Annotated in this window: 31 protein-coding genes and 1 tRNA gene; 6 read left to right on the forward strand and 26 right to left on the reverse strand. The window is 69.8% G+C overall.

Annotation, left to right across the window (positions count from 1 at the left end; translation table 11 throughout):
* Positions 1–13: 13 nt before the first annotated feature.
* Entirely contained in the window at positions 14–1,168 is a 1,155-nt protein-coding gene (locus ADL08_RS33270) for a helix-turn-helix domain-containing protein (RefSeq protein ID WP_053649724.1), read from the forward strand.
* Positions 1,169–1,401: 233 nt separating this feature from the next.
* Here the strand turns inward: ADL08_RS33270 and ADL08_RS33275 are convergent.
* Positions 1,402–1,472, reverse strand: a tRNA-Gly gene (locus ADL08_RS33275).
* 422 nt (positions 1,473–1,894) lie between these two features.
* Between ADL08_RS33275 and dcd the strand changes: the two genes are divergently transcribed.
* From dcd to ADL08_RS33290, 3 genes are read left to right on the forward strand one after another with little or no spacing between them, the layout of a single operon-like run.
* On the forward strand, positions 1,895–2,470 hold the full coding sequence (gene dcd / locus ADL08_RS33280; RefSeq protein ID WP_046910319.1) for a dCTP deaminase: 576 nt from the start codon (positions 1,895–1,897) through the stop codon (positions 2,468–2,470).
* Between the two features lie 13 nt (positions 2,471–2,483).
* Complete coding sequence (locus tag ADL08_RS39290) at positions 2,484–2,873, forward strand: phosphoribosyltransferase family protein (RefSeq protein ID WP_234352362.1); 390 nt, start codon at positions 2,484–2,486, stop codon at positions 2,871–2,873.
* 46 nt (positions 2,874–2,919) lie between these two features.
* Positions 2,920–3,417 (forward strand): phosphoribosyltransferase, encoded by a 498-nt coding sequence (locus ADL08_RS33290; RefSeq protein ID WP_053649726.1) that lies wholly within the window; start codon positions 2,920–2,922, stop codon positions 3,415–3,417.
* Between the two features lie 76 nt (positions 3,418–3,493).
* On the opposite strand, the gene tgmC is transcribed toward ADL08_RS33290, so the two are convergent.
* From tgmC to ADL08_RS33320, 6 genes are all read right to left on the reverse strand, one after another.
* A complete protein-coding gene (gene tgmC / locus ADL08_RS33295) occupies positions 3,494–4,654 on the reverse strand; it encodes an ATP-grasp peptide maturase system methyltransferase (protein ID WP_053649728.1) in 1,161 nt (386 codons plus the stop codon).
* A complete protein-coding gene (tgmB, locus tag ADL08_RS33300; RefSeq protein WP_053649730.1) occupies positions 4,651–5,616 on the reverse strand; it encodes an ATP-grasp ribosomal peptide maturase in 966 nt (321 codons plus the stop codon). The genes tgmC and tgmB overlap by 4 nt, the downstream gene beginning before the upstream one ends.
* A gap of 2 nt (positions 5,617–5,618) precedes the next feature.
* Entirely contained in the window at positions 5,619–5,885 is a 267-nt protein-coding gene (gene tgmA / locus ADL08_RS33305; protein ID WP_053649733.1) for a putative ATP-grasp-modified RiPP, read from the reverse strand.
* A 39-nt stretch (positions 5,886–5,924) separates the two neighbouring features.
* Positions 5,925–6,788 carry a hypothetical protein gene (locus ADL08_RS33310; RefSeq protein ID WP_053649735.1) on the reverse strand — a complete coding sequence of 288 codons (864 nt, stop codon included), beginning with the start codon at positions 6,786–6,788 and terminating at the stop codon, positions 5,925–5,927.
* Positions 6,789–7,555: 767 nt separating this feature from the next.
* Positions 7,556–7,759 (reverse strand): DUF397 domain-containing protein, encoded by a 204-nt coding sequence (locus tag ADL08_RS33315; RefSeq protein WP_053649737.1) that lies wholly within the window; start codon positions 7,757–7,759, stop codon positions 7,556–7,558.
* An 11-nt stretch (positions 7,760–7,770) separates the two neighbouring features.
* Positions 7,771–8,625 (reverse strand): helix-turn-helix domain-containing protein, encoded by an 855-nt coding sequence (locus ADL08_RS33320; protein ID WP_053649739.1) that lies wholly within the window; start codon positions 8,623–8,625, stop codon positions 7,771–7,773.
* Positions 8,626–8,876: 251 nt separating this feature from the next.
* Between ADL08_RS33320 and ADL08_RS33325 the strand changes: the two genes are divergently transcribed.
* Together ADL08_RS33325 and ADL08_RS37420 are read left to right on the forward strand one after the other, a co-directional pair.
* Positions 8,877–9,299, forward strand: coding sequence for an ATP-binding protein (locus ADL08_RS33325; RefSeq protein WP_078968596.1), 423 nt, complete (start codon positions 8,877–8,879; stop codon positions 9,297–9,299).
* Positions 9,296–9,631 carry a hypothetical protein gene (locus ADL08_RS37420; protein WP_159043159.1) on the forward strand — a complete coding sequence of 112 codons (336 nt, stop codon included), beginning with the start codon at positions 9,296–9,298 and terminating at the stop codon, positions 9,629–9,631. The genes ADL08_RS33325 and ADL08_RS37420 overlap by 4 nt, the downstream gene beginning before the upstream one ends.
* Positions 9,632–9,758: 127 nt before the next feature.
* Here the strand turns inward: ADL08_RS37420 and ADL08_RS33330 are convergent, their stop codons facing one another.
* The 19 genes from ADL08_RS33330 to ADL08_RS37775 all read right to left on the reverse strand — a co-directional run bounded on the left by ADL08_RS33330 (position 9,759) and on the right by ADL08_RS37775 (position 24,325).
* Entirely contained in the window at positions 9,759–10,013 is a 255-nt protein-coding gene (locus ADL08_RS33330) for a hypothetical protein (protein WP_053649743.1), read from the reverse strand.
* Positions 10,010–10,273, reverse strand: coding sequence for a hypothetical protein (locus ADL08_RS33335; protein ID WP_053649745.1), 264 nt, complete (start codon positions 10,271–10,273; stop codon positions 10,010–10,012). The genes ADL08_RS33330 and ADL08_RS33335 overlap by 4 nt, the downstream gene beginning before the upstream one ends.
* A gap of 67 nt (positions 10,274–10,340) precedes the next feature.
* A complete protein-coding gene (locus tag ADL08_RS38610; RefSeq protein ID WP_053649747.1) occupies positions 10,341–11,132 on the reverse strand; it encodes a peptidoglycan-binding protein in 792 nt (263 codons plus the stop codon).
* 71 nt (positions 11,133–11,203) lie between these two features.
* Entirely contained in the window at positions 11,204–13,138 is a 1,935-nt protein-coding gene (locus ADL08_RS38615; protein WP_053649749.1) for a hypothetical protein, read from the reverse strand.
* A 36-nt stretch (positions 13,139–13,174) separates the two neighbouring features.
* A complete protein-coding gene (locus tag ADL08_RS33350; protein WP_053649751.1) occupies positions 13,175–14,059 on the reverse strand; it encodes a hypothetical protein in 885 nt (294 codons plus the stop codon).
* Positions 14,059–15,165 (reverse strand): hypothetical protein, encoded by a 1,107-nt coding sequence (locus tag ADL08_RS33355; protein ID WP_053649753.1) that lies wholly within the window; start codon positions 15,163–15,165, stop codon positions 14,059–14,061. The genes ADL08_RS33350 and ADL08_RS33355 overlap by 1 nt, the downstream gene beginning before the upstream one ends.
* A gap of 12 nt (positions 15,166–15,177) precedes the next feature.
* Complete coding sequence (locus ADL08_RS33360) at positions 15,178–16,161, reverse strand: hypothetical protein (protein ID WP_053649755.1); 984 nt, start codon at positions 16,159–16,161, stop codon at positions 15,178–15,180.
* Positions 16,162–16,174: 13 nt separating this feature from the next.
* Positions 16,175–17,080, reverse strand: coding sequence for a phage distal tail protein (locus tag ADL08_RS33365; RefSeq protein WP_053649893.1), 906 nt, complete (start codon positions 17,078–17,080; stop codon positions 16,175–16,177).
* A gap of 2 nt (positions 17,081–17,082) precedes the next feature.
* Complete coding sequence (locus ADL08_RS33370; protein WP_234352363.1) at positions 17,083–19,491, reverse strand: phage tail tape measure protein; 2,409 nt, start codon at positions 19,489–19,491, stop codon at positions 17,083–17,085.
* A 239-nt stretch (positions 19,492–19,730) separates the two neighbouring features.
* Positions 19,731–20,213 carry a DUF7426 family protein gene (locus ADL08_RS33380; RefSeq protein ID WP_053649761.1) on the reverse strand — a complete coding sequence of 161 codons (483 nt, stop codon included), beginning with the start codon at positions 20,211–20,213 and terminating at the stop codon, positions 19,731–19,733.
* The gene (locus ADL08_RS33385; RefSeq protein ID WP_053649763.1) at positions 20,213–20,725 is read right to left on the reverse strand and encodes a phage tail tube protein; all 513 of its coding nucleotides are present in this window, start codon (positions 20,723–20,725) and stop codon (positions 20,213–20,215) included. The genes ADL08_RS33380 and ADL08_RS33385 overlap by 1 nt, the downstream gene beginning before the upstream one ends.
* An 11-nt stretch (positions 20,726–20,736) precedes the next feature.
* Positions 20,737–21,168: a minor capsid protein gene (locus ADL08_RS33390; protein WP_053649765.1), complete on the reverse strand. Its 432-nt coding sequence runs from the start codon at positions 21,166–21,168 to the stop codon at positions 20,737–20,739.
* Positions 21,165–21,512, reverse strand: a complete 348-nt coding sequence (locus tag ADL08_RS33395; RefSeq protein WP_053649767.1) for a hypothetical protein — start codon at positions 21,510–21,512, stop codon at positions 21,165–21,167. Before ADL08_RS33395 ends, ADL08_RS33390 begins: the two co-directional genes overlap by 4 nt.
* On the reverse strand, positions 21,509–21,829 hold the full coding sequence (locus ADL08_RS33400) for a hypothetical protein (protein WP_053649769.1): 321 nt from the start codon (positions 21,827–21,829) through the stop codon (positions 21,509–21,511). Before ADL08_RS33400 ends, ADL08_RS33395 begins: the two co-directional genes overlap by 4 nt.
* Positions 21,823–22,221, reverse strand: a complete 399-nt coding sequence (locus ADL08_RS33405; RefSeq protein ID WP_053649771.1) for a hypothetical protein — start codon at positions 22,219–22,221, stop codon at positions 21,823–21,825. The genes ADL08_RS33400 and ADL08_RS33405 overlap by 7 nt, the downstream gene beginning before the upstream one ends.
* Positions 22,222–22,224: 3 nt before the next feature.
* Positions 22,225–22,440: a hypothetical protein gene (locus ADL08_RS33410; RefSeq protein WP_053649774.1), complete on the reverse strand. Its 216-nt coding sequence runs from the start codon at positions 22,438–22,440 to the stop codon at positions 22,225–22,227.
* Entirely contained in the window at positions 22,440–23,450 is a 1,011-nt protein-coding gene (locus ADL08_RS33415; protein WP_053649777.1) for a major capsid protein, read from the reverse strand. The genes ADL08_RS33410 and ADL08_RS33415 overlap by 1 nt, the downstream gene beginning before the upstream one ends.
* 23 nt (positions 23,451–23,473) lie before the next feature.
* Positions 23,474–24,082, reverse strand: a complete 609-nt coding sequence (locus ADL08_RS33420; protein WP_053649779.1) for a hypothetical protein — start codon at positions 24,080–24,082, stop codon at positions 23,474–23,476.
* Between the two features lie 78 nt (positions 24,083–24,160).
* Positions 24,161–24,325 (reverse strand): Rmf/CrpP fold protein, encoded by a 165-nt coding sequence (locus ADL08_RS37775; RefSeq protein ID WP_199837150.1) that lies wholly within the window; start codon positions 24,323–24,325, stop codon positions 24,161–24,163.
* Between the last annotated feature and the right edge of the window lie 8 nt (positions 24,326–24,333).

The raw sequence follows: 24,333 nt of genomic DNA on the forward strand, positions 1-24,333 counted from the left end.
CATTGGCACTCCCATGACCACCGCATCCCGGCTCGTCCTGGCGCGCAAGCGCCGCGGGCTTACCGTCACCCGTCTCGCCCAGATGGTCGGACTCACCGCCCGCCGGTTGTCCGACTACGAGAACGGCCGGGCCTACCCTCCCCCGGCCTCCCTGGCCAGCCTTGCCGAGGCTCTGGAGTTCCCAGAGTCCTTCTTCGTCGCCGAAGAGGTTGCCGACCTGCCCGTCGAGTCGGTCAGCTTCAGGGCGCTCAGTAAGATGACGGCCTCACAACGGGACATCGCACTGAGCAGTGGTCGCCTCGCCCGGATCCTGCAGGACTGGATCCGGGCTCGCTTCAAGCTGCCGGCGCCAGACCTCCCGTCCTTGACCTCATTCAGTCGTCTTGGCAGCGACGATGAACCGGTGTTTCCCGGCGAGGCCGGTGCCGAGAACTGTCCTGCCGAGCGCGCAGCCGAACTGGTTCGCACTCGATGGGGATTGGGAGTGGCCCCGATTCCCAACATGGTTCACTTGCTCGAAGCGCACGGCGTGCGCGTGTTCTCGCTGTCCCGGGACTGCCCGGAAGTGGACGCTTTCTCCTTCTGGGACCGCGGCATCCCGTTCGTACTGCTGAACACCGGGAAGACTGCCGAACGCGGACGCTTCGACGCCGCACACGAGCTGGGCCACCTTGTTCTGCATGGCGAGGAACAGGTCCCCCATGGGCCCCAGGCCGAAGGGGAAGCGCACCGCTTCGCGGCCGCCCTGCTCATGCCAGCCGCAGACGTCTTGGCGCACGCCCCTCGCAACCCGAGCACCGCCTGGATCCTGCAGGCGAAGCGCCGCTGGAAAGTTGCCGCCATGGCACTCGCCCACCGCCTGCACGAACTCAACCTCACCACCGAATGGCAGTACCGCACGCACTGCGTCGACCTCAGCCGCATGGGCTACCGGAAGGCGGAACCCCAGAGCACACTCACGCGAGAGACCTCCCAGGTGTTGGGCAAGGTCTTCGCCGCCCTTCGAGCGGAAGGCACCCCACTGGCGGAAGTCGCCCGTGATCTCGACCTGAGGCCGGCGGACCTCAGTGACCTGATCTTCGGCTTGGTGGTCATCGCCCAGGAGGGCGGGCGCGGTGCCGCCCGTACGGCTGCCTCCCGTAGACCGCAGCTCTCCGTCGTGCGCTGACACTCGCCTTTGCATGTGCGGATGAACGTTCCGCCGGTTGGAAGTGGCACGAGTCACAGCGAAGTTGCGCTCGCGTTCTGGGAAAGGGCTGCCCCTGCACCACCCAGGTGGTGCAGGGGCAGCCCTTTCTCCAGGGCATATCCTCGAGTTGGGGCACGCGGAGGGCACGGCAGCCCCCGACAGGTCTAGACAACGACGAAGGCCCTGGTCTCTGACCAGGGCCTTCGCGCAGGAGCGGATGACGGGAATCGAACCCGCGCTATAAGCTTGGGAAGCTCATGTTCTACCATTAAACTACATCCGCACAGCGGCCCAATGATCCCTGCCGCATCGTTGCACACTGTACCCCATGCGCCACTTGAGGCGAAGTCGCCGCCCCCCCCGGGCGTGTGCGGAGTGCCGTGACGGGAAGGGGGGTCCGGTCCCCTAATGTGGCTGTCTCGTCCACCGCATGTGTAGGGGAAGGGACTTGATGGGTTCCGTGGAGCGCACCGTCGTCCGTTGTGCCGAAGGGCACGTGTTCAGTACCGCCTCGTTCCCGCTCCAGCAGCTCGGGGCCGGGCGGATCGGGCCCGGGCGGCTCGTCCGGTGTCCTCGGTGCGCGCGGCTGCGGCACGCCGTGCCCGTGGAGCTCGAACGGCGCTGAGGAGCACGCCGGGGGAACGGCCCGGGGCGCGGGGCCCTGCCGATTGGGGCAGGTCCGCGCCCCCTGCGTATCGTGGGGGCGTGCTTCTCTCAGACAAGGACATCCGGGCCGAGATCGACGCCGGACGGGTGCGCATCGACCCGTACGACGAATCCATGGTGCAGCCCTCGAGCATCGACGTGAGGCTTGACCGCTTCTTCCGGGTGTTCGAGAACCACCGCCACCCGCACATCGACCCCGCGATCGAGCAGCTCGACCTGACGCGCGAGGTGGAGCCGGAGGGCGACGAGGCGTTCATCCTCCACCCGGGTGAGTTCGTGCTCGCCTCCACCTACGAGGTCATCACCCTCCCGGACGACATCGCGTCCCGGCTGGAGGGGAAGAGTTCCCTCGGGCGGCTCGGGCTCGTGACGCACTCGACCGCCGGGTTCATCGACCCCGGGTTCTCCGGGCACGTGACCCTGGAGCTGTCGAACCTCGCCACCCTGCCGATCAAGCTCTGGCCGGGGATGAAGATCGGCCAGCTGTGCATGTTCCGGCTGAGCTCGCCCGCCGAGTTCCCCTACGGGAGCGAGCGGTACGGCTCGCGGTACCAGGGCCAGCGGGGGCCGACGGCCTCCCGTTCGTACATGAACTTCCATCGGACCCAGGTGTGAGGCGGTCGCAGTCATGAGTGAGGTACGCGAGAACCTGACGTACGAGGGGTTCGGGCAGGCCGTCCGCGAGCTGGCGCAGACCGTCGCCGACGACGGCTACGAGCCGGACGTCGTGCTCTCCATCGCCCGCGGCGGCGTCTTCGTCGCCGGCGGGCTGGCCTACGCCCTGGACTGCAAGAACATCCACCTCGTCAACGTGGAGTTCTACACCGGGGTGGGGACCACGCTGGAGATGCCGAGCAAGGACCGGTTTGGCCATCACCGGGACGAGCTCGGGATGACGTTGGTTGTCCCGAGTAAATCACACGGTCGGGTGCGTGGCTCGGTTTCCCGCAGGTCCACCCGCCGCCCTGCTGTCGCTGCTCGATGTGCCGGTGCTCGCCGCCCGGCCGGCCGTATCTGACTCACCCCGAGTGCGGCTCTAAGGGCTGCGAAGGACACTGAACGCTGTGACTGACGTACGCGAAACGCTGAACTACGAGGGCTTCGGTCGGGCGGTGCGCGAGCTCGCGCAGACGATCGCCGACGATGGGTACGAGCCCGACATCATCCTGAGCATTGCCCGCGGTGGCGTGTTCGTGGCGGGCGGTCTGGCGTACGCGCTCGACTGCAAAAACATTCACCTCGTGAATGTTGAATTTTACACAGGAGTCGGTACGACTCTTGAAATGCCCGTTATGTTGGCCCCCGTCCCGGAAGCGATTGATTTCACCGATAAAAAGGTGCTGATCGCGGACGACGTTGCCGACACGGGCAAGACGCTCAAGCTCGTGCACGACTTCTGCCTCGGCCACGTCGCCGAGGTGCGCTCGGCGGTCGTCTACGAGAAGTCGCACAGCCTCGTGAAGTGCGAGTACGTGTGGAAGAAGACTGACGACTGGATCGAGTTCCCGTGGTCGACCGAGCCGCCGGTCGTCAAGCGCGAGGGCCAGGTGCTCGACGCCTGATCGGCGATCGCCACTGAACATGACACCGCCCGCCGAGCGCATACTGCGCCGGCGGGCGGTGCCGTACCGATCTCCGCTAGATGGGTAGCGTCCAGCTCGGCCCCTCCGGGGTGCCGAGCCAGACACGTTGGGCTTCCGCCGTGATCGTCATGCCGAACCCGGACACGTGGGGCGAGCCGTTGCTCTGCCAGATGGCGAGGCTGTCCTCGACGGCGTTCCACAGCTTGAGCGGGCCCCGCTGAATCACGGTCCAGCCGTCGCCGTCCTCGGCGACCTGCGTGCGAGCCTGAGAGCCCGTGGCGACGTCGAGCAGGATCTGCTCGTACCCTGCGCCGAGCCGTTCGGCCGAAGGGGCGGCGAGCTGTGCGACGAGCCGGCCGGTCCAGTCGTCGAGCAGAGCGGGGTCGATGCGGCTGTGCCGCTGCTCGCCCGGTAGCAGCTCGAAGGGGCCGTGCGGGGGCCGGTCATGCGTGCGGGCCATCATGAACGAGGTGTACCCGGGCAGGAAGCGGCCGGCCGCCCCGCCGTCGCCGTCCGCGGTGAGGAGCACCAGGCCGTGACCGAACCCCCATCCGCCGAGGGTGACGAGCAGGGTCCCCCCTTCCTTGATCTGGCGCAGCAGGCCGTAGGGGATGTGCCGCATGGAGCAGAACGCGATGACGACGTCGTACGGGGCGCCTTCCCAGTGGCCGCGCAGTCCGTCACCCGTGAGGAGCGTCGGGGAGTATCCGGCCTCGGCGAGTGCCTTTCGGGCGCGTTCCGCGGCGGCGGCGTCGGTCTCGATCGCGGTCGTGTTCTCGGCGCCGGCGATCTCGCAGACGTAGGCGGTCGACAGGCCGGTGCCGGCCCCGATGATCAGGACCCGTTTCCCGCGGGCGACGCCGGCCTGCTCGATCATCCACAGAATGACCCCGGGGAGGGTCGAGGATGACGTCGGGGTTCCTCCGGTGACCGGGCCCGCGGCATCCTCGGCGAGCACACCGTCGATCTGTGTCACCCACGTGGTGTTTTGGTAGGTGAGCCGCAGCCACTCGTCGGCGGGTACGTCGTCGCGGCGTGTGGGCGTCCACACGGTGACGCCCGGGGGGTCGGTCGGCTTGTAGATCGCGCGGCCGAGGAAGTGCTCGCGCGGGACGGTCTCGGCGGCGCGGCGCACGTCGGGATCGTGCAGTAGATCCTCGTCGACGAGCTGCTCGACGAGGCGGCGGCGTAGGACGGTGGACGTATCAGGGGTCATGCGGGGGCGCCCTTCTGAAGGGTGTCGGCGAGCGCGCTTGTGATGTCTTGGATCGTGGCAGGGTTGACGAAAGCCCACTGTCCGTTTGGGTTGCATTCGAGGAACCACCATCGGCCGCCCTCGTCGAGGGCGAAGTCGAAGGCGCCGAAAGTGAGCCCGAACGCGTGAAGGTAGGACCGGACGGCCTCGCGGACCGTGCGGGGTATCGGTACGGGTGAGCATGTGATCAGGCGTTGGTCTTGCCGCCAGTCCACGTGATCGCCGTCGGTGTCGATACGGGTTGCGAACAGGTCGTTGCCGACGGCGGCGAGGCGAATGTCGGCGATCTTCGGCACGCAGGCTTGGAACAGGTGGGGGCACGCCGCGATCGAGTCGTCGAGCTCGTCGGGGTGGACGGGGCGGACCCAAATGGTTCGGTTGCGCCCGTCCTCGCCGGCGAGGTGTACGCCGTGCACCGGCTTGTAGATCACGGACCGGTGGGCGGCCGCGAACTTACGTGCGTCCTCGGGCACGTTCGTGATCAAGGTTTCAGGCACGGCGAGCCCGAGGCGGGCGGCGGTGTCGAGCTGCGCAAGCTTGTAGTCGGCCGCCCGGTTTCGGATGGGGTGGTTGACGTGCAGCACTCCGGGAAGTGCGGTCAGCATCCCCGTGTATCCGGCGCGGGCCTGCTCGATGGCGAACCGCTGCTCGGGCCCTTCGGCCTGCCTCGGGTCACCGTACGGCGTGGGGCGCCGCCAGTAGACCGAGCGGACGGCGGCGAGATCGACGTGTCTGGTTGCTGTGGTCAGATTCCCGGCGAGTGTGGACCCTCCGACGCGAGCGCTCATGCGGGCAGGCTCGGGGAAGTCGATCGCAGGGTCGAGCCGTACGGCCGGGACGCCCCGGCCGTACAGCTCGTTCAGCACCAGATCCGCCGTGACGTCACCGAGTGCGGTGATGACGAGAACCGGCGAGTCGGTCATGTCTAGTCCGGCACGTGGTCTTCGAGGGCGTCCGAGTCCGCGGGCGCGGGCGGCTGAGAGCCCCCGCCGTCGGCGCCCGTCGAGGTCGGCGAGGACGTCGACTGGTTGGTGCCGTGGCCGCCGCCCATGTCGACGCGCTGCCCCGCGGTGTCGAAGTAGCTCGTCGTCTGCGTCTCGGCGTCGATCTCGGTCCGGGCGAACGGGTAGTGCACGGTGTTCGGGTACGGGGCTAAGCGCTGCAAGCCCCACGGCTTCACTGCGACGGGCATCTGCTCTCTCTTCCGTGGACGGGACTCTGTCGGGTGGTGCTATCCGACCGCGGGAGCGCGGCCGGAAGTCTGGGGGTGGGCCGCCTGGTCAACCTCGGGAAGGTCGCTGCCGTAGGCGAGGGTGAACAGGGTCAGGGCGTGCAGTTGGGCAGGGGCAGGTGCCCACTCGCGCCAGAGCGCCGCGAACTCGCTCTCGGCGCTCGGCAGAGCGAGACCGGGGGCGGCGCGACCCGCCCACGTGCGCACGGCGAGGTCGCTGTGTGGGTAGACCGAGAAATCGCCCGTTGCGTCGGCAGCGGTGGCGGCGGCTGTCCATGGTCCGATCCCGGGCACCGAGGCGAGCTCGGCGATCAGCCGCTCGCCGTGAAGCCCGGCCCACTTCTCGCCCCGGTCGAGGTACGCCTCGGCAGCACTCCGCAGGGCCCACGCGTTGAACTTCGTGCCCACGGCTTCGAATCCCTCGACGGACAGGGCGAGCACCCGCTCGGGGGACGGGGTGAGCGCGAGCTCGCCCGCGGGGGTGGTGAAGTGCTGCCCGTAGGCGGAGCAGAATGCGGTGTGCTTCCGCCGTGCGATCGAGGCGCTCACGGTCTGCCGGAGGATGGCCGCGACGAGTGCATCCCAGAGCGACGGCGTTGTGAGGCGGACCACCGTTCCGAGCCGCACAAGGGAGTCGAGCAGGGAACAGGTCTGTTCCGTTGCCGGCGGGAGAGTGATCGCCGACGTGTACGACAACGCTGGTGGTTCAGCCGCGCCCGCGCCGACAGGTTGCAGCAGCAGGTGCCCGCGCGCCCGGTTGAGCGTAGCGAGCCAGGGAGAACCATCGTGCTCGACGAGCCTCACTCGGTAACCCTCCGTGCGGCTCCGCCATGCCGGATGATCCGTGATGATGGTGGTACTCATGAGCTCAATTCCGTTTGAGATGCGCGGCGTTCGAGGAATCGGCACGGGCTCGATGTGTGTAGGTCGAGGTACCGCAGGGGGCGCGCTGACCACTCGGCGACCGTTCCACTCCCGAATACCACGGTGAAGCCGGCGTGATGGCCCGAGTTGAGCAGCCCAAGGGCGTAGTGCCATCCGGAATCGGACCACTCGACGGCTCGCGCGATCTCGCGTGGAGTCATGCCGAACACGTGAGCTGTCCGGATTTGAACGCGCATCGCCCGAACGGTGCTTGCGGCCGTTGGAAGGATGCGGGGTGCCTCGACAGGTACAGCACGGGTCGAGTTCTGCGACGCATACCGCACAACGGTGAGTACGAACCCGCGAGCGACCGTGGCGCTCACGGGCGCGGCCTGGTCGAATCTCCCTACGGTCTGCAAGCTTGTACCCGCATATGCCGGGCGGGGCGGTAATGCCTGCATTCGTACCTCCCTGCCACGGTGTCTCGGCTGAGCTCTGCCGGACCACGGTTGGAACGGCGGCCATGGTGCAACTTTGGGGAGACCCTCGCCCAATGGCTGGACAAGAGAGCGGAGTTAGGGCACGTCAGGCACGGTGTAGGGCCGTGAATCCGCCCCACCGTGGTAACGCAGGGAGACCGTAGCGCCACGCGCTGAACGGTTGCAAGGGTGGACCGGTACAAACATGCAGACTGGCATATGCAAAAACCCCCCGGCCCTGGTCAGGTGGGGGGTTGTCGGCGTGGGGCGCCGAGCGCGCGAGCGTCCCTAGTTGACGAAGTGGTCGAACTCGCCGTTCTTCACACCCTTGATGAAGGCTGCGAGCTTCTCGGGCGACGTGGTGATGATGCTCGCGGGGTCGTCGCTCTCGCACAGCAGGATCGCGCCGTCGTGCCCTGCGGCAACGTGCAGGCACTGCTCGCCGCCGCCCCCGGAGAAGCTCGACTTCTGCCAGTTGAATTCGCTGTTCATCCCTGTATTTCTCACAGTTCTCTTGCGATGTGGTGAATGAAGCTTCGCGACTCGCCGGGGTCGAGCGAGGTCTGCTCGGCGAAGTCGAGCAGGGCCCTGTACCGGTCGAGGTCCGCGGCTGTGTCCAGGAACCGACCGCCGAACGGCGTGTCGATATGGACGGTGTCGAGCTGCGGGACGGCGCCGGTCGCGTACATCACGGTCTGTGTGACCTCGATGAAGTCGTCGGCCGCGAAGGGGATCACCCGGAGAGTGATCCATTCCTGCTCGGACGCTTGCAGCAGGTGTTCGAGCTGCGCTCGGGCCACCTTGCGACCACCGACTCGCATTCGCAGTGCGGCCTCGTGCACGATCGCCTCGAAACGTGGCGGTGTGTCGCGGTCGAAGATCGCGCGCCGCTTCATACGGTGCTCGACTCGGGCGTCTACCTCGTCCCCCGGTACCTGGGGAATGACGCCGGCAAACAGGGCCCGTGCGTACTCCTCGGTCTGTAGGACACCGGGGAACGTCATGGGCTGCAAGCAACGCAGCTTCGGCGAGTGGTGTTCGAGTTCGGCGATGTCGAGAAATCCGGGCGCGAGAATCCCGCGGTAGTCATCCCACCAGTGGGTACCGCGGCGCTCTCCGGCGATGACGCACAGTGCGGAGAGCAGGGCGGCGTCGTCGCATTGGTAGAACGTGAACAGCCTGCGAATGCGCTCGTCGCTGATGCCGAGGCGGCCTGCCTCGATGTTGCTGATCCTGGCCGCGTCGGTGGAGAGCAAGCCGCCGGCGTCACGTGCGGTCATGCCTGCGCGTTCCCGCAGCTTCCGCAGCTCAGAGCCCAAGCGGATCTGTCGGGCGGTCGGATTGTCCCTCGGCGGCATGTGTCCCTTCCCCTTGTCCTACCTGAGTTTGCCGGGTCCGACGTCACGGGTCCACCCGCAGAGATTCTTGGGGGTACAGGGTTGTACCGGTCCAACCTTTTACCCTATGGTCCTGGGCAGCACCGCGACGCACGCCAGTAAGTCCGAAGTGCAGCCGCTGACTTGCGCCTTGATGCGCAGTCACCCCGGGGGCGGCCATCGCCACGCATGGCGCGCAGCGCGCGAGCTCGACCGCGTTGGGAGACGACGAGATGACGACAACCGCCTTACCGCAGGACCCGCCCGAGCGCACGTACCGCATGACGGCGCCCCGCGCTAACACCACGCCGAGAATCGTCCGAGACTGGCTCGCCATGCTGCTGCGGTCGTTCGGACACCGTGAGATCGCCGAGCAGGCGCGACTCTGCGCGTCCGAGGCGGTGACGAATGCCTGTCTGCACACCCGGGTCGAACGGATCACGGTCGAGGCCACCCTCGGCCGGACCTCCGTCACCGTGTCCGTGGACGACGACCGCCCCGGATGGCTCCCGAGCCCCCGCCCGCCGGCCGCGTGGCGCGCGGAACGGGGCCGAGGTCTGGCTCTGATCCGGGCCCATGCCGCCGACCTGCGCGCCGTCCCGAACGGCGACGGTAAGCGCGTGATCTTCACCCTTACCTACGGGGAGGCAGCGTGAGCACCTTCGAGAACCCCCTCGTCCTGCTCGCGATCATCATCGGGGGCAGCGTCTGTTTGCTGGTACTCACTGCCGTGTGGGCGTCCATGCCGAGTACACGCCGATGGCTCGTTGACCCGCCGACCCGCCCCGGTGAGAGCTACCGCTGCCACTGCTGGAAACACATCATCGTCGTGCGCGTCGCCGAACCCGTGGGCGGCAAGCGCCGCCGGGGAGGCAGGCGCCGCCGAACCCGCTACGTCATAGACCCCGCCGCTCGCCCGGAAAGTGCCTCCCACGCGGGGGCGGTCGGCGGCCCTTGGGGTGTTCCTCCCGTGCACGCGGTCGCGTAGATCGCCCGCACGGTGACCCCAACGAGGGGGCCCTCGGCGGTGCATCGCCGAGGGCCCCCTCGTGTTCCGGAGAACGACAAAGAGCGCCCCCGCTACCGGCACGAGGCCGGTAGCGGGGGCGCTGCGTTCAGCGGGTGGCGATCTGCCAGAGGGTGAGAGCGAAACCGAGAACGGCCACCAGGGCGAGCACGCTCGACACTGGCCACCGGTTCTTTTCGAGGGCGTCGAGCCGTGTCTCGTGATCGGCGAGCTGCCGGTCGACCTGATCGCCCCGCTGCATGATCAGGGCGAGCTGTCCGTCGAGGCGGGCGAATCCCGCCTCGACGACACCGCGCAGCCTTTCGAGTTCGAGGGCGACGTCGGACGGCGAGGGATCGGTCACGGGCGGCCGTCCGGACCGCGGTCGAGCGCGAGCAGCTCGGCGTCGCGGTGCGGGGCGGCGCGCAGCCACGCCGGCAGCAGGTTCTCGACGACCGGCAGCGCCATCACGCGCGTGATTCCCGCGGCGACCGCGAGGGCGACGCCGACGCCGGCCGCGGTCTGCGGGATACCGGCTGCGTCGATGATCAGGGGGAGTCCGGCAGCGAGGGCGAGCACGGTCTGCACCACAGTGCGAACGGTGCGGCGGGTGGCATCGGTCATGGGTGTACCTCTTTCTTCCACAGGGTGGGGACGGGCGCCCGCCCGGGTTGCCGGGCGGGCGAATCGGTCAGCTCTTGGGGACCTTGAGCGCAGCCCACGAGGTCGCGCCCGGCCACCCGTCGGCGTCGTCACCGGAGAACCCGAGCTTTCGCTGCCACCGGGCGTAGCTCTGGCGGTCGCTTTCGGTCCACTGGGGACCGGGGCCCTCGCGGTAGGCCGAGCAGCCCTCGGCAACGAGCCTGCGCCCCATCGCCGTGACGATCGGCGACCGCGGAGCGCGCTTGAACCATGCGACGCCCGGGAACGGCTCGAACTGTGGCGAGGGCGTACCGCCCCCGCCACTCGGGCGCGGGGCGCCACGCTGGACCCACGCGTACAGCGCCGGTCCCGGGCACGCGGTCGCGTAACCGTCCTTGTGGCCCCGGATCTCGTTGCCGGCGTCGCCGTCCTCGCGCAGCCACTCGATCGCGTCGCGCAGGCCGTCGAGCTGCGCGTCAGTGGGCGTGGTGAGTCCCTCGTCGCCGACCATGGCGCACACGGCGTAGTGACCGGTGTTCAGCGCGGCGGACCCGTTCGCGCCGGTCCGACGGTGGGCGCCGCGGCCCTCGTAGACGTAGCCGTGCGGGCAGACCATCGCCGAGTACGCGATGTCGCTGTAGTCCTCCTCTCGGTTGGCGAGGTGGCTCGCCTGAATCGCCCGGACCCTGCCGGCGCACTGGCCGTGGTTCTCCGGGCGGGCGAGGGACGCGGGGACGGGCGACCCCTCGTAATGGATCTTCACTCCGCGGGTGCTGCCGATGTAGGCGAGCGCGTAGCGGGAGGGACGTGCGCCCCACTGGGCGCGGCTGACGAACTTCAAAGGGCCCTCCGGGCATAGAAAAAGCCCCGAGCCACATCGGGCGCGGGACGGTGGATGAGGGGGCGGACGGGCTAGGCGAGCGCCGTCCAAAACCTGTTGGAGCCGTTCTCCATCGAGGCGAGGGTGAGCGAGGCGGGGGCGGTGGCGGCGCCGGTCGCGTAGGAGCCGAATCGGCGAACCGGGGTCAGTCCGAAGACGTTCGGCGGTGAGCCGAACGAGCTCTCGGCGACGAGCATCATGGGGCCGTCGCCGGTGCTGGTGTTGTACTGGAAGCGCCAGGCAACGAAGTACAGGCCGGCGGGGGCGGAGTAGGCAGCGGTCAGCGGGACCGAGACGGTAGCGCCGCCGGTGTTGTGGACCTCGGCCGGCTCGGCGCCCGCGGTCGACAGGTCGGCGGTCTGCGCGACTCGCGTCCCAGAAGCGTTGTAGAGCGCGGCCCATGAGCCGCTGGCGAGTCCCCCCGCGTATCCGCCGAAGTGCCACGCGATCTTGGTCACGGACGCTGCCGACCGCAGGTATACGGCTGTGACCCGGATCGGTCCCGACCCGGGGTAGAGCGGGGCGGAGTGACCGAGGGCGGGGTCGAACGCCCACGTCAGCAGACCGTGGTCGCTCGCGCGGAACTCGCCCCCGCCGAGCGCGTCTACATAGGACTTGCGGGTGAGATGGTTGTCGGTGGTCGGCGCGGCAGATGAGGATGGGACGGCGCTGAACGTCTTGCTTCCGCTGATCGTCTGACTTCCTGCGAGCAGGACGGCGGCCGAGGTCTGCGCGTACCGTGCGTCGGCCGCGGCCTGGTCGAGCGCGCCGACGTCGGACGCGACGAGCGAGACGACGCCCGTCTTGCCGTTGACGGACGCTACGGCGCCGCCCCCGCTCGCGCCCACGGTGACGATCTGTCCGTCGCCCTGCCGGATCTTGGCGACGCCGCCCTCGCTGTAGAGGACTGCGGCGCCCGCGGCGGCGGCGGTCGGTACGGTCGTGGCGTCCTTGACGACGATCACGCCGAGGCCCCCGCCGCTGTCCGCGGTGGCGTCGCCGACCCTGAGATTGCGGTCGATGTAGACGTTTCCGGTCTGGACTCGAACCGAGCCGGTCGACCGGATCTCAAAGAGGGTGGTCGCCTTGTCCTCGGCCTTGACGACGAGCGGCAGCTCGGACGATCCGGCAGGGAGCGTGACCACGGCCGGGCCGGCCGCGGGTACGGCGCCGACGTCGGCCGCGGCCAGGACCACGGCGGCGGCGCTCTTGCCGTTGACGGACTGCACGACGCCGCCGGGGCCGGTTGCGCCGATCGCTCCGGGGTCGCCCTTGTCGCCCTTCGGACCCTTGAGGGAGCCGAGGACGCTTCCCCACGACGCCGAGGTTTGACGCTGGTAGATGTTGCCGCTGTCGATGCGGAGCAGCATGTCGCCGGCGCGTGTGCCGGCTGTCGGTGTGGTGCTGTCGTTGACGTACCAAGCGGCGCCCCGCACGTCGCCGCCGAGCTGCGCCCACGCACCGGCGGTGCGCTGCCACGTCGAGACGGTCGTCGAGGTGACCCCGAGTGCGGTTGCTGTCTCGTACCGCACGTACAGGTCGCCGTCGGTGCCGAGGCCGGCGGCCGGGGCCGAGGCGCCGGTGTAGATCCGCGAGCCGGCCGGGCCCTGTGGTCCGGCGGGTCCGGGTACGCCGACGTAGTTCGGTTTCGAGGGGTCCGTCGGAGCGATATCGGCGAGGTCGACCTCGGGCCGCGCCCGGGGCAACAGCACGTTGTACGAGCGGCCCAGGGGGATTCCCGAGAGCTGCTCGGTCACGACGTACGCCCACCCGGACGGGTCCATGTCGGGGGCATCGGTGGCGGGCAGCGTCACCTCGACCGCGCCCTGCGCGTCGAGCTGCACGGTTACCGGCCCGCCGAGGATGACGTCGGCGGCAGGAAAGGTCAGCGTCGCGGGTGAGCGAACGATGAGCGCCCCCGACAGCGGCGTGCCGTCGGGGGCGAGGAAGCGAGCGCGAAGGGTCACGGTGGGTATGGACGGTGGCAGCAGGGCGGACCCTCCTTAGTCGTCGATCGTGCGCAGTCCCAGCGGGGCGCGCTCCGGGTCGGGCCGTCGCCTGGTCTCGGACGGAGACGCCTCGGTTGCCGCGGGGCCGGTGCCCTGCTGCGCGGCGACGGTGGCTGTTGTGGGACGTGTCGGCACGCGGGGGGCCTCGTCGGGCGTGTAGGTGTGGCGGTAGAGCGCCGAATAGAGCCGTGTCTCGACGTCGCGGTTCGGTTCCTTGTTGCGGTGCTCGACCGTCCACTCGACCCACTGCATGAATTCCACGTCGTGCATGGGCTGCTGGATGAATCGGTTGGTCCACGTACCGGGGGCGCAGTCGTATTCGGCGACCGTGATCGCGGTGCCGCCCTCGGGCTTCATGGTGACCTTGACCTGTCCGCCGCCGGTGTTGGCGTAGGTGTAGAGCTCGATCTCGGCGACCGCGTGTGTTGCCGGGCCGGACCCCCACCACGCCGGTTGATAGGTGGTGAGTGCCGTGTTCTGTCGCTCGGTGGGGTGGAGCTGTAGGGGGAGCATGGGCCGGCCGAGAAACCGGTCGGAGAAGGCGTCATCCATGAGGATGGGCGTCGGGCGTTCCTTGTCGCGGCTCCATATGCGGATCATCTGATCGTCTTCGAGGATGTCGTCGCCGACGGTCAGCGCGCGGGTTCCGTTGGCTCGACGCAGGAACAGCCCCCAGTCCCCTTGAGCGGTTTGACCGACTTTGAAAGTCGCGACCCCTTCGGGCGTCTGGGCGATGAGCTGCCCTCCCTCGCCGATGACGATGTCGCCGTGCAGGATCTGATCGAGGGCAGGGCGGATGTTCGCGCGGCCGGAGAGCTCGCGCACCCGCCGTTCGAGTTCGCGGATTCGGTCGAGCAGGTCGAGGGGGATTGCTGCCACTAGGCGGCCTCCAAAAATAGGCGGGCGGTCTCGGGCCGGCCGCGAAGGGGTGGGGAGATCGCGAGGCCGACCACGCGGTACCGGCGGTCGAGGCCCTCGGCCCACCACAGGTCACGGATGCGCACGCGGACGGTGGCGCCGAGCAGGGCGGGCGAGAGGGGGGTGCGGTCGAGTGCGACCGTGAGCTCGGGGATCGTCTGCGGGTGCAGAGCGGCGGCCAGGTCGGCGCGTGCATGTGCGTCGAGGGTCGCCTGCTCGGTCACCGTGCTGTAGTCGCTGGTGCCGTCCAGCCGAGGCCATCCGGCGGTGAGCTGCCCGGTCTCTTCGAGCAGCTCGGACATGATCGGCAGCGACTCTTTCGTCTGGTTGCGGTTGTCGCTGGCCCCTCGGCTCTGCCACACGTTCGCCTGCACGGTGGCGTCGATGGGCCACCCGTAGGAAAGGATCGGGCCCGGGTGGTCGAGGACTACCTCGCTCGCCCCGGTTCGGATGACGGGGGCGCCGAGCTGCACCTGCTTGATCCGCCGGCCGCTACCGGGGTCGCGGTAGCTCGCGATCCGCCACTCGAACCCTGATTCGACCGCGGCGAGTTGGTCGATCACCTCCCGGATTCGGGGCACGTCGTACCGGCGAAAGGTCCGGTCCCGGAGCACGCCCGAGAGCTGCTCGGCGTCGTACTCGATGCCGATTTCGCCGCCGGGCAGGCTCGCGGCGTAGTCGAGCAGCCCCCGCACGATGTCGAATTGATCAACCTGCTTGGCTTCTTGGGTGTGGAGAATCGCGCGGTGATCGAGGTATGACGCCCACCCGCCCGCCTGCACCTGTAGGCCGAGAAACCCGCGGCTGCTGCTGGTGAGCGAGGCGGTCCAGAGCACGCCGCCCCACCAGATTTCCGAGCCACGCTCGATCCACACGGCGGTTCGGCCAGGCTCGACCGCGGCGCGGGCGCGGGCGGCGACCGCGCGGTTCGGCAGGGGGATCGTGGCCGAGGCGGTGCCCACCTTGCCTATGTAGTCGTCGAGCGACACGTCGGTGATCGGAAGGACGTCGAGGACCTGGTCGCTGCGCAGGTCGCAGAGAACAACCCTGTACGTGGGGAACGCCAACCGGGCACCCCCCTACGCGTCGAGCGGGTAGATCAGGCCGGACATGGCGGCCCACGTGGTCAGCGAGGGGTTTCCGATCAGCTTGAGATGCCCGTTCGTCTGAGCATCGACCTTGATCGGCACGCCGCCGGCGGCGATCGAGAGGGAGGTGTGCAGCGCAGGGCGGGCAGCAGCAGGCAGGGCAGCGGCGAGAGGCTGACCCGAGTTGGGGGGCGAGGCGTTGGTCGCCCATGAGATCCCGCCGCGCCACTGGAGGTGAGGCACTCCGCCAAGCGTGATCCGCCGGTACCGCAGCGTCCCTTGGTTGTTGCCGCCGTTGGTGTAGCCGGCGGCGAGGGTGGGCGCCGTCCACCCGATCACCGGGTCGAGGGTCTGCCACGCCGCGCCGTCCCACCGGTCGAGGCCGCTGCCGTTGTCCCGGAACTGACCCGGATACGCGCCGGAGAAGCTCAGCCCGTACCCGCGGGGGATGATCCCGCCGTACGCCGAGGTGTACCTGCGCCGGTCGACGAGGGCCGAGCCCCACGTGATCCCGCCGGTGCCCGCACTCGTACCCGCGGGCACGGTGATTTCCCACAGCCGCAGCGCGGCCGGGGGGAGCGTGGGCGGGGTGGGCGTGGCGATCTCAGGGCCCCGGATGATCTCGACGCGAGCGAGGGTCTGAGTGCCGTTGTCGTACGCCTCGTCGTAGACCCGAAGCACTACGGCGTCGATCCGCCCATACTGCGCGTGTCCGTCGCCGACGGTGAGCGTCTCGGGGGCGGTCACGGCGACCGGGTAGGCGCCTTGTGCGTCGGTGCCTTGCACCAAGGCGCGGCCGACACCGATCTGCACCTGCATGGCCGAGGTGCCGGTCGCCTTGAGCGCGTCCCCGCCGGCGATCACGCCGTCTCGGGTGGTCATCGGGCCCTCGGGGGCCATGACGCCGAGGGGGACAAGCCGTGTGTCCTCGCGGGTCTGCCCTGCGGAGAGCAGCCATCCGGCGCGCACGGTCAAAGGGAATACCTCCTTACCAGTGGGCCGACCGCCACCGGATCTCGCACGAGGCGCGAGGGTCGGTGGAGCCGGGGGCCGCGCGGAAGGCGAGCGAGGTCGCGCCCGGCGGAAGAATGAAAACGGGTTCGGGCACGCTGCGGGCGGTCGCGGTGTAGAGCCGCGATGTGCTGCCGTTCAGCGTCACGGTGCCCTCGCGGGTGTCGACGAGCAGCGTGTCGTCGGCGGCGAGGTCGATGTCGTACTCGATCACCTCGCCGGTGCGGACGTTCGTCAGAGAGGGGAGCGAGACCGGGCCCCGGAAGGTGACTGACGGGTGCGCGGGTGCGTCGCCCTCGTTCACCGAGCGGAGCGCGCCCGTGCTGCCGGGGGCCCCGAAGTCCAGTGGGTACAGCAGCCGTTCCGGGCCCGGAGTGGTCCGCCAGTCGAGACCGGGCTCGGGCGCAGGCAGAGCGGTCTCGGCCTGCTGCTCGATCAGGCCGTGCCGACGCGGGTCGGTGGCCTCGAATTGCAGCGCGCCCCCGGTGACGAGCCCGAGGGCGTAGCCACCGGCCCCGACCGGTACCGCTCGGCGCAGGCACCGTGCCCAGACGAGCAGGGGCGGGGAGTCGTCGAGCTGGACGACGAGCGGCAGCTCGTCGTCGCGGAGCGCGGTCGCGGCCGACAGCTCACGGACCGCGGCCCCCATCCGTCCGGGCTCGGTCCGGATTGCGAGCCCGTCGAGCGTGATCGTCCGTGACTGCGCGAGCAGCCGCCCGGGGTAGGCCCCGTGGCCGTCGGACCGGGGCACGGTGCCCGAGTCCAGCCCGGGGGAGTCCTCCCACCCTGAGAGCGACTCCCACCCGTACAGGGTGCCGGGGCCGAGCAGCAGCTCGCCGAACTGGACGTGTCCGGGCCTGCGGACGCGATCACCGGGGGCCATGATCACCCCCGTGCCTTCATGTGCCACGCGAGCGCGGTCGCGTTCTGGTCGGGGGACTGCTCGCCGCCGTGCCAGTTCTCGATATGGACGGTCGGCCCCCAACCACCGGCCGAGGCGCCCCCGCCCGCGGGCGCCCCCGCGGTGGCGAGCTGCGGACCGGCCGGCACCTGCACGAGATTGCGCATGGACCGGGCGACGGCGGGTGACCCCGCCTTGATGCCCTCGACGATTCCCGCGGGGATGAAGCGGCCGATCTTGTCTCGCATGAGCCGCGACGGAGAATGAATTCCGAGCGCTTTCGCAATGGGTCCCGGAATCAGATTCTTGGCCCAAGACATCAAGGTCGACTTGAGCCATGAGCCCATGCCCTTGATGCCGTTCCACAGCCCGTAAATCAGGTCGCGGCCCTTGTCGTAGAGCATGGTTCCGAAGTTGCCGAAGTAGCCCGCGATCGAGCCGGGGAGTCCGCGAACGTAGTCGAGCATCTCGCCCGCTTTGCGGACCGTGCCCGTCTTGATGGAATCCCAATGCCGGATTATCAGGCCGATCAACGTCCAGTTAAGGAAGAAATCGACGATCCGGCCGGGAACACCCTTAACCCAATCGACCGTGGCGTTCCACGCGCTGACGGTTCCGCTCTTGATGGAGTCCCAGTGCTTGATGATCAGGCCGACGATCGTCCAATTCAAGAAGAATTGAAGGATCGTTTCTCCGACCCATTTCAACTTTCCCCAGACCCAATCCCACGCGGCCTTTGTTGCGCCGACGATCGTGTCCCAGTTGGCGACGATCAGGGCGACGATCCCGACCACCGCGGCGATCACGAGCGCAATCGGCCCCATGGCGAGCAGCCACGCCGCAGCCATCCGGGCACCCTGTATCAGGGACTGCGTGCCCATGACGACCCACGCCGCGACCACTCGTACGGCAGCAGCCGCGGCGCCCGCTCCCTGGGCGATCCAGCCCGCGAGCATCGACGCGTTGAGCAGGACAAACCGCGCTGCTGCGGCTACCCCTGCGGCGGTCTGAGTGGCCCATCCGGTGACCACCGCGACGGTGGCCGTCCACGCGGTGACCCCGAGCGCGACGAGCGTCGGCAGCATCAGCACCGCGATCACGCCGGCGGCGATCGAGAGCGCCGTCGAGTGCTCCGAGACGAACGCAGCGCCCGCGCTGAACGCAGCGCCGAGCCCACCCGCCCCGACCCAATTCGCGAGCTTCTCGATAACCGGGATCGCGTAATTCCCGATGGCGCCGACGAGCTTCTGTTCGACGCCCCGCTTGAACGCCTCGATTTTCGTCGCCGCATTGTCGTGCAGCGCATTACCGGCGGCGTCCGTCGCTCCCTTTACGTCGCCAAGAGCCTTGACTGCATTCGAGGGGTCGAGCGAGAAGATCGCTTTCTGCATGTCCTCGGCCTTGGTGCCGAAAAGGCCGAGGGCGAGCTCGCTCTGTTTGGCTGGGTCCTTGACGCCCCGCAGTTTGTCGAGAACCTGATCGAGGGCCTTTGCCGCTTCCGGCCCGCCCTTCTGGAAGACCGTTTGCATTTTCTCGGCATTGAAACCGAGACTCGTATAGGCGTCGGCCGTGGCCTCTTCCATCGACTGAGCCATCAAGGTGAATTCCTTGAGGCTGTCGGCGACGGTGTCGGCGTCGCGGGCACCGCCTTGCAGGCCCTGCTGTAGCAGCCCCATCGACGTCTGAGCGTCGAGACCGAGCTGCCGGAATTCAGTCGGATACTCCGCGAAAGTGTCCAAGAGGTCTTCGGCGGCATCGACGCCGTTCTGCGACCCCTTCACGAGGACGTCGAGCGCTTCCTCGGCGGACTTGGCGAGCCCGTTTTTCATCATCGTGCCGACGGACCGACTCACCTTCGAGACGTCCTCGCCCATGACCGAGGCGGCCGAAGCGACCTGCGTCGCAAGGGTCTTGACCTGCCCCTGCGTCGCCTCGGGCGGCAGCAGCCCCCCGCGGGCAATGCCCTTGATGATCTCGGCCCCGTCGCCGACCGAGTCGACGATCGCCGAGGCGTAGAGATCGCCCGCGACCTGGCCGTACTTGGCGGCGACCGGGCCCGTCGCGCCGAGCTGCGCCTGTAGCTGCCCGGGAATCTTGTCCTGTTCGAGGGCCTTGCCGATGCCGGCCATGAGCGCGGCCCCGATACCGGCGCCGATCGCCGCGACGGCGAACCCCTTAAGGGCGGTACCCATGCCGCGGGACGCTTCCGCGCCGCCGTCGGCCGCGCCGTCCGCGAGCCCGTCGCCGAGTGCGTCGCCGGCCTGCTCGCCGGCGCGGTCGGCCTCGGCGGCGATCCGATCGCCGCCCTGTCGCATCGCCTGCTCGGCGCGGGCGACACCGGCGACGGCGCCGGACTCGTCAACGGTGATGGTGGCGGCGAGCTCGCCGACCATGAGGGCCACAGTTCACCCCCCGGTCGGTCGTGCCGCACGGTGCTACCGAGCGGGCGAGTCAGGCGGGGGGTTGAGCAGGCGCGCGAGGCGCGTCTCGGTGCTGAGCAGGCCGAGCACCCGAACACGCAGCCACCGCCACGAGCGGGATTGCAGTAGTCCGGGGGTGCCGAGATCGAGCCCGTAGGTCTCGTGCAGATCAGCCTCGACGATCGGCCAGTCGTCGAGGATGCGAGCCCACGTCACTTGCGACGCTTGCCGCCCTTGCGCTTGCCGCGGCCCGGTTCCGGCCGGGTACTCGTACCACTCCCAGAGCCCGGATTCCTCGTCGAATTCGCCCCGCCCGACCGGCGCGCCGCTCGGTTCGGGGCCAGACGATTTGGGTCGCCGCCCGAGTTCCAGAACCGCTCGGCGGCGACCTTGTCCTGCGCGATCCACACCATGCAGGTGAGGGCCGCGTGTTTGAGCGCGGGCCACGACACGCCGTCGGCGAGCATCTCGTCGTAGGCGGTGCCGAGGACGTCGCGGAAGTGGTCGCGCTCGGCCGCGTCCGAGAGAACCGTTTCGTCGGCTCGGCCGCCGTCCGCGGCGACCGCGGCGGCGTGTACGAGGGCCTGCGTGCGCAGACCGACCTCGGCGGACGGGGCCGGCACCGCGTAGTGCCGGCCCCCGATCGGGAGGGTGAGCGATTCGACGAGCAGCTCGTCGAGGGCCTCGAACGCCATCAGCTGTCACCCCCCTTGGCGGCGAGCAGCCCGGGGGACGCGACCGGGTTCGTGATCGCGGTCAGCGGGCCCGAACCGGTCAAGGTCACCTTGACGGTGTCGACCTCGGCGGCGTCGCCGCCGTCCGGCTCCCACTGGACCACGGCCCGCCCCTCGTAGGCGTCCGGGAGACCGGTCCGGTCGAACCAACGCACCTTCACGTAGCTGCCGGGCCCGAAGGACATCGACGCCGCGCGCAGGGCCTCTTGGGAGCTGCTGAACTTCCGCGTGACCGGGTTCGCGCGGTGGGCGAGGGTGGTCTCGACGCTCCACTTGAGCATGGTCACCACCTGCTCGGGATAGCCCTCGCCGTCGTACAGGTTCAGCTCTTGCACAGTGGGCTCGATCTTCGGCGCGAACTCGCTCACGCCCGGGATCAGGGTCCATGTGGGCGTGTTCGTGCCCATGTCCAGCTCAAGCCGGTACCGCCGGGCGAGCAGGGTCACGTCGTCGATCGGCGGCGGCGTGCTCAATGGCGTTCCTCCTATTCGAGGTTGGGGTGCGCCCGATGGGCGCGAAGGTGGTAGTTCGCGGTCCGCTCCCACCGGCCCGCCGAGTCCGTCCCGATCGGCGCTGCCGACACGCGGAACACGAGCTGCACCCGCACCTCGCCCCACACGTGGGGGCCGGACGCGTGCAGCACGTCGTGCACCTGGTCGACGAGCACCTCGGCCTCGCGCGGGTCCGCGCCGGCGCGCACGCGCACCTGTAGGCCGGTGGTCGTGTCGGTGAGACCGGGCGAGTCGGTGACCGGGTAGGTCGAAAGGCAGATCGCGCGGTCGGGCGCGGGCGGAAGGGCGGCGACGGTGATCGCGGTCTCGCCCGCGGCGTACACGCCGTCGGGCCGGTAGATGCCGACCCCGGCTGCGGCGAGCAGCCGCGCGGCCCCGTCGGCGAGATCGGTGGAGTAGCTCACCGCAGCGCCCGCCGCACCTGCGCCGCGATCAGCGCCTGCACCTCGCCGGACGTCTCGGGCAGCACGGATTCGAGGTACTTCGCCGACCGGCCCGGGGCGTGCCGAGCGTTCATGTCCTCGTGGACCCGGGCGGCGTACGGCGTGTCGTAGCTGACGGCGGCGGTCATCTGCTGCTCGTCGACCGAGGCGGCGCCGGACCGTTCGAGGGTTCCCTCGGCGATCGGCACACGCTGCCTACTGGCGGCGAGGACGTGCTCGGCGCCGAGCAGTAGCCCCCGGGCCGCGGCCTCGCGGATCGCGTCGTTGGCGGCGGCCCCGTTCCAGCGCAGTCGGGCACGGCTCACTCGCACATCACCTCCGAGCAGGCGGGCACTGGGAGACCGGGCGCGGTGTGGCGGGCTACCGAGAGCGCGGTCGTCACCCGCCCGTCGGGCAGGGTGATGCGCGAGCCGACCGGACAGGCGAGGTCGGGGGCGGCGATGATCTGCGCGCTGCTGGTGACCTCCCTTCCGTCTGGGGCGCGCACCATGCGGACCGAGGCGGCGACGAGCGCCGGCACCTCGGGGACGGGGGCGCCGTAGACGGGCCCGTACGCGCCGTCGCCCTCGTACGCCTCGACGGTGATCCGGTGCCGCAGCAGGAACTCGGGCAGGCTCACCATGCGAACACCCGCCCCGGTTCGAGTCCGGCTCGGCGCAGGGCTCGCCGGGCGCGCGGGGCGAGCTCGACCCCGGACGCGCCCGCGGCCGAGGTCTTGCGGTCGGACAGGCTCACGGGGCCGATGGAGACCGAGCCCCATCGGTCCGCCGCGCCGCTGCCGTCGTCGCCGGTGGCGAGCCACCATTCGACCTGCGCGCAGGTCGCGGCCGACAGGGCGGCGGCGATGTCGGGTTCGGTCGGGTCGCCGTCCTCGTCGACCCGGTAGACGGCGGTCAGCAGCGCCGAGTCGATGTCCTCACCCGCCCTCGCGATCAGCCGCTCGGCGTCGGCCGGGGCCGGCGTGCCGAGCCACGCGGCGAGGGCCTCGGGGGTCGCGTACGGCTGTCGGGCCAACGCTCACCCCCTCGTCTTGCGGGCAGCAGAACGCCCCGCCGGCTTGTCGTCGTCCGGCGGGGCGTTCGTCTCGTCGACCGGGTCGACGATGTAGCCGTGTCTGCGCAGGTAGAGCAGCAGTCCCTCGCTCGGGCCGGTCGCGGTGCCGCGGCCGTCGGTGAGGGTGAGATCGGCGATCTGCTCGTCGCCGTCGTGCGGCGCGGTGATCTCGTACCGCATCACTGGACCTTGATGTTCCGGAGAACCGCCGCGGCCTTGGTCGCCTTGAGAGCAACGGCCACGGGCCCGAGCTCGACCTCGCCGACCTTGACGGCGCCCGCGGTGGTGAAGTCGGGCAGCCACTGCCGCACGAGCTGCCCGCCGAGGGTCGAGACACCGTGGAACCCATCGACCCCGAGGCGGACCGCGTACAGGTCCGAGAGACCGGTGATGTTGCCGCCTGCTCCGGCGCCGTCGACGTCGCGGGTCTCAATCGGGATCACCGGGTTGGTGCTGCCGGCCTTGTCGCCGAGGTCCACCAGGGCGACGCCGTTGTACGTCTCGACGCGCTGCCCGAACGAGTTCTCGCTGCGGGAGAAGTAGCCGGCCCGACGGGCGAGCGACCGCACCCGGGCGATGGTCTTCTTGTTCCCGAAGATCGCCGAGGGGGCACCGTCGAGCAGGGCGAGGAACTCGTCGAGCACGTCGATCGCGTCGTTTGCCCTGCCCGCGCTCTCCCCGATCGCCGAGCCGGTCCAGTCGAGGGAGGCGCCCGCGCCCATCTCGGTCGTGCTGCCCGCGAGGGCCTTGTCGAGTCCGTCGAAACCGGCCTCGGCCCCCGGGGTCGTGATGCGCTTGCCGTTGATGACCTGATCGGAAAAGAACGCGTTCGCGCTCTTGATCGTCTGGCCCATCTGGAACGTGACTTCATTGGTCGCCGCCGAACCGAGGTTCGCGAGCACACGGTCGATCTCGAACGCCCCGCCGAGCGGGGACAGATCGACGGTGAACCGCTTCCGGGCCGCCTGCGCCTTGGGGTACTCGGTGCCCAGCGGTCGGAACTGTGCCGGGCGCTCGGTGATCAGGCGGGTGTATCCGTACGTCAGCGTCGCGCCCCCGCCCGCGGGCGACACGACATCGTCGAAGGGCAGATTGTCGAGCAGCCACGAGGACTTGCGGAACTCGTCGATCACGGTCAGGTCGATGTCGTCCTGCGTGTTCAGCTTGGCGTCGGCAAGGGTGATCGCCATAGGCGGTGTCTCCTGTCTGTGGGTCAGCCGCCGAGGCGGGCGGCGATGGCGTCGTGCAGGGAGGCGGGCCGGCGCTCGCCCTGCGGGGCGCCGTTGAACTCGGCGCCCCCACGGCCCGGCGCGGCGGGCGCAGTGCGGTAGAGGTCCGGGTCGCCGTCGACCGCGGCCTTGATCGCCGCGGTGAGTTGCTCGCCGAACTTGGCGTCGGTCGGGTCGAGGTCGCCGAGCGCGGCGAGGAAACTGCGGCTGTTCAGCAGCCGGTCGGCGCGGGCGCCCTCGGCGCCGGCCGCCTTGTACGCGGCGAGCTCGACGCGAGCCGCGCGCAGCTCGCTCGCGGCGTCGACGAGCTGCTTGTCGCGGTCGGCGACCGCGGCGGCGAGCTTGGTCGGGTCCTGCTCGCCGTCGACGGCGTCGGGGTTGAGCGCCTTGTTCACCGCGTCGAGGGCGGCGCGCAGTTCGGCGCGCTCGGCCTCGGCCTGATCGGCTCGGGCGGTCACGGTGGCGAGCTGCTCGGCCGCGGCCTGGTCGTCACCCGTCGGCGTGGTCGGGGCGGGGTTGGGGTCGGCCGCCGGGGCGCCGGCCGGCGGGGTGTTCGGGCCTGTCGGAGTGGTCTCGGACGTCGGCTCGGGCATGGTGGTTCGGACCTCCGGGGCGTGGTGCGGGAATGAGAAAAGGGGCCGCCGGATCGGCGGCCCCCTCGATGTGGGCGGTTATTGCTCGGGCTGTGGTCGCTGCTCGGCGGCGACGTAGCCGCGGACCCATGCGGCCCGCAGCAGGGCGTCGCCGCGGTGCGGGCAGTCGGTTGCCGGACGTCCGGCGACCGCGGCGGCGTATCCGGCCTCGCGGGCGCGCACGGCGTCCTCACGGAACCCCAAGCGATCAC

It is taken from the genome of Streptomyces sp. NRRL F-6492, assembly GCF_001280125.1.
Classification (GTDB): domain Bacteria; phylum Actinomycetota; class Actinomycetes; order Streptomycetales; family Streptomycetaceae; genus Streptomyces.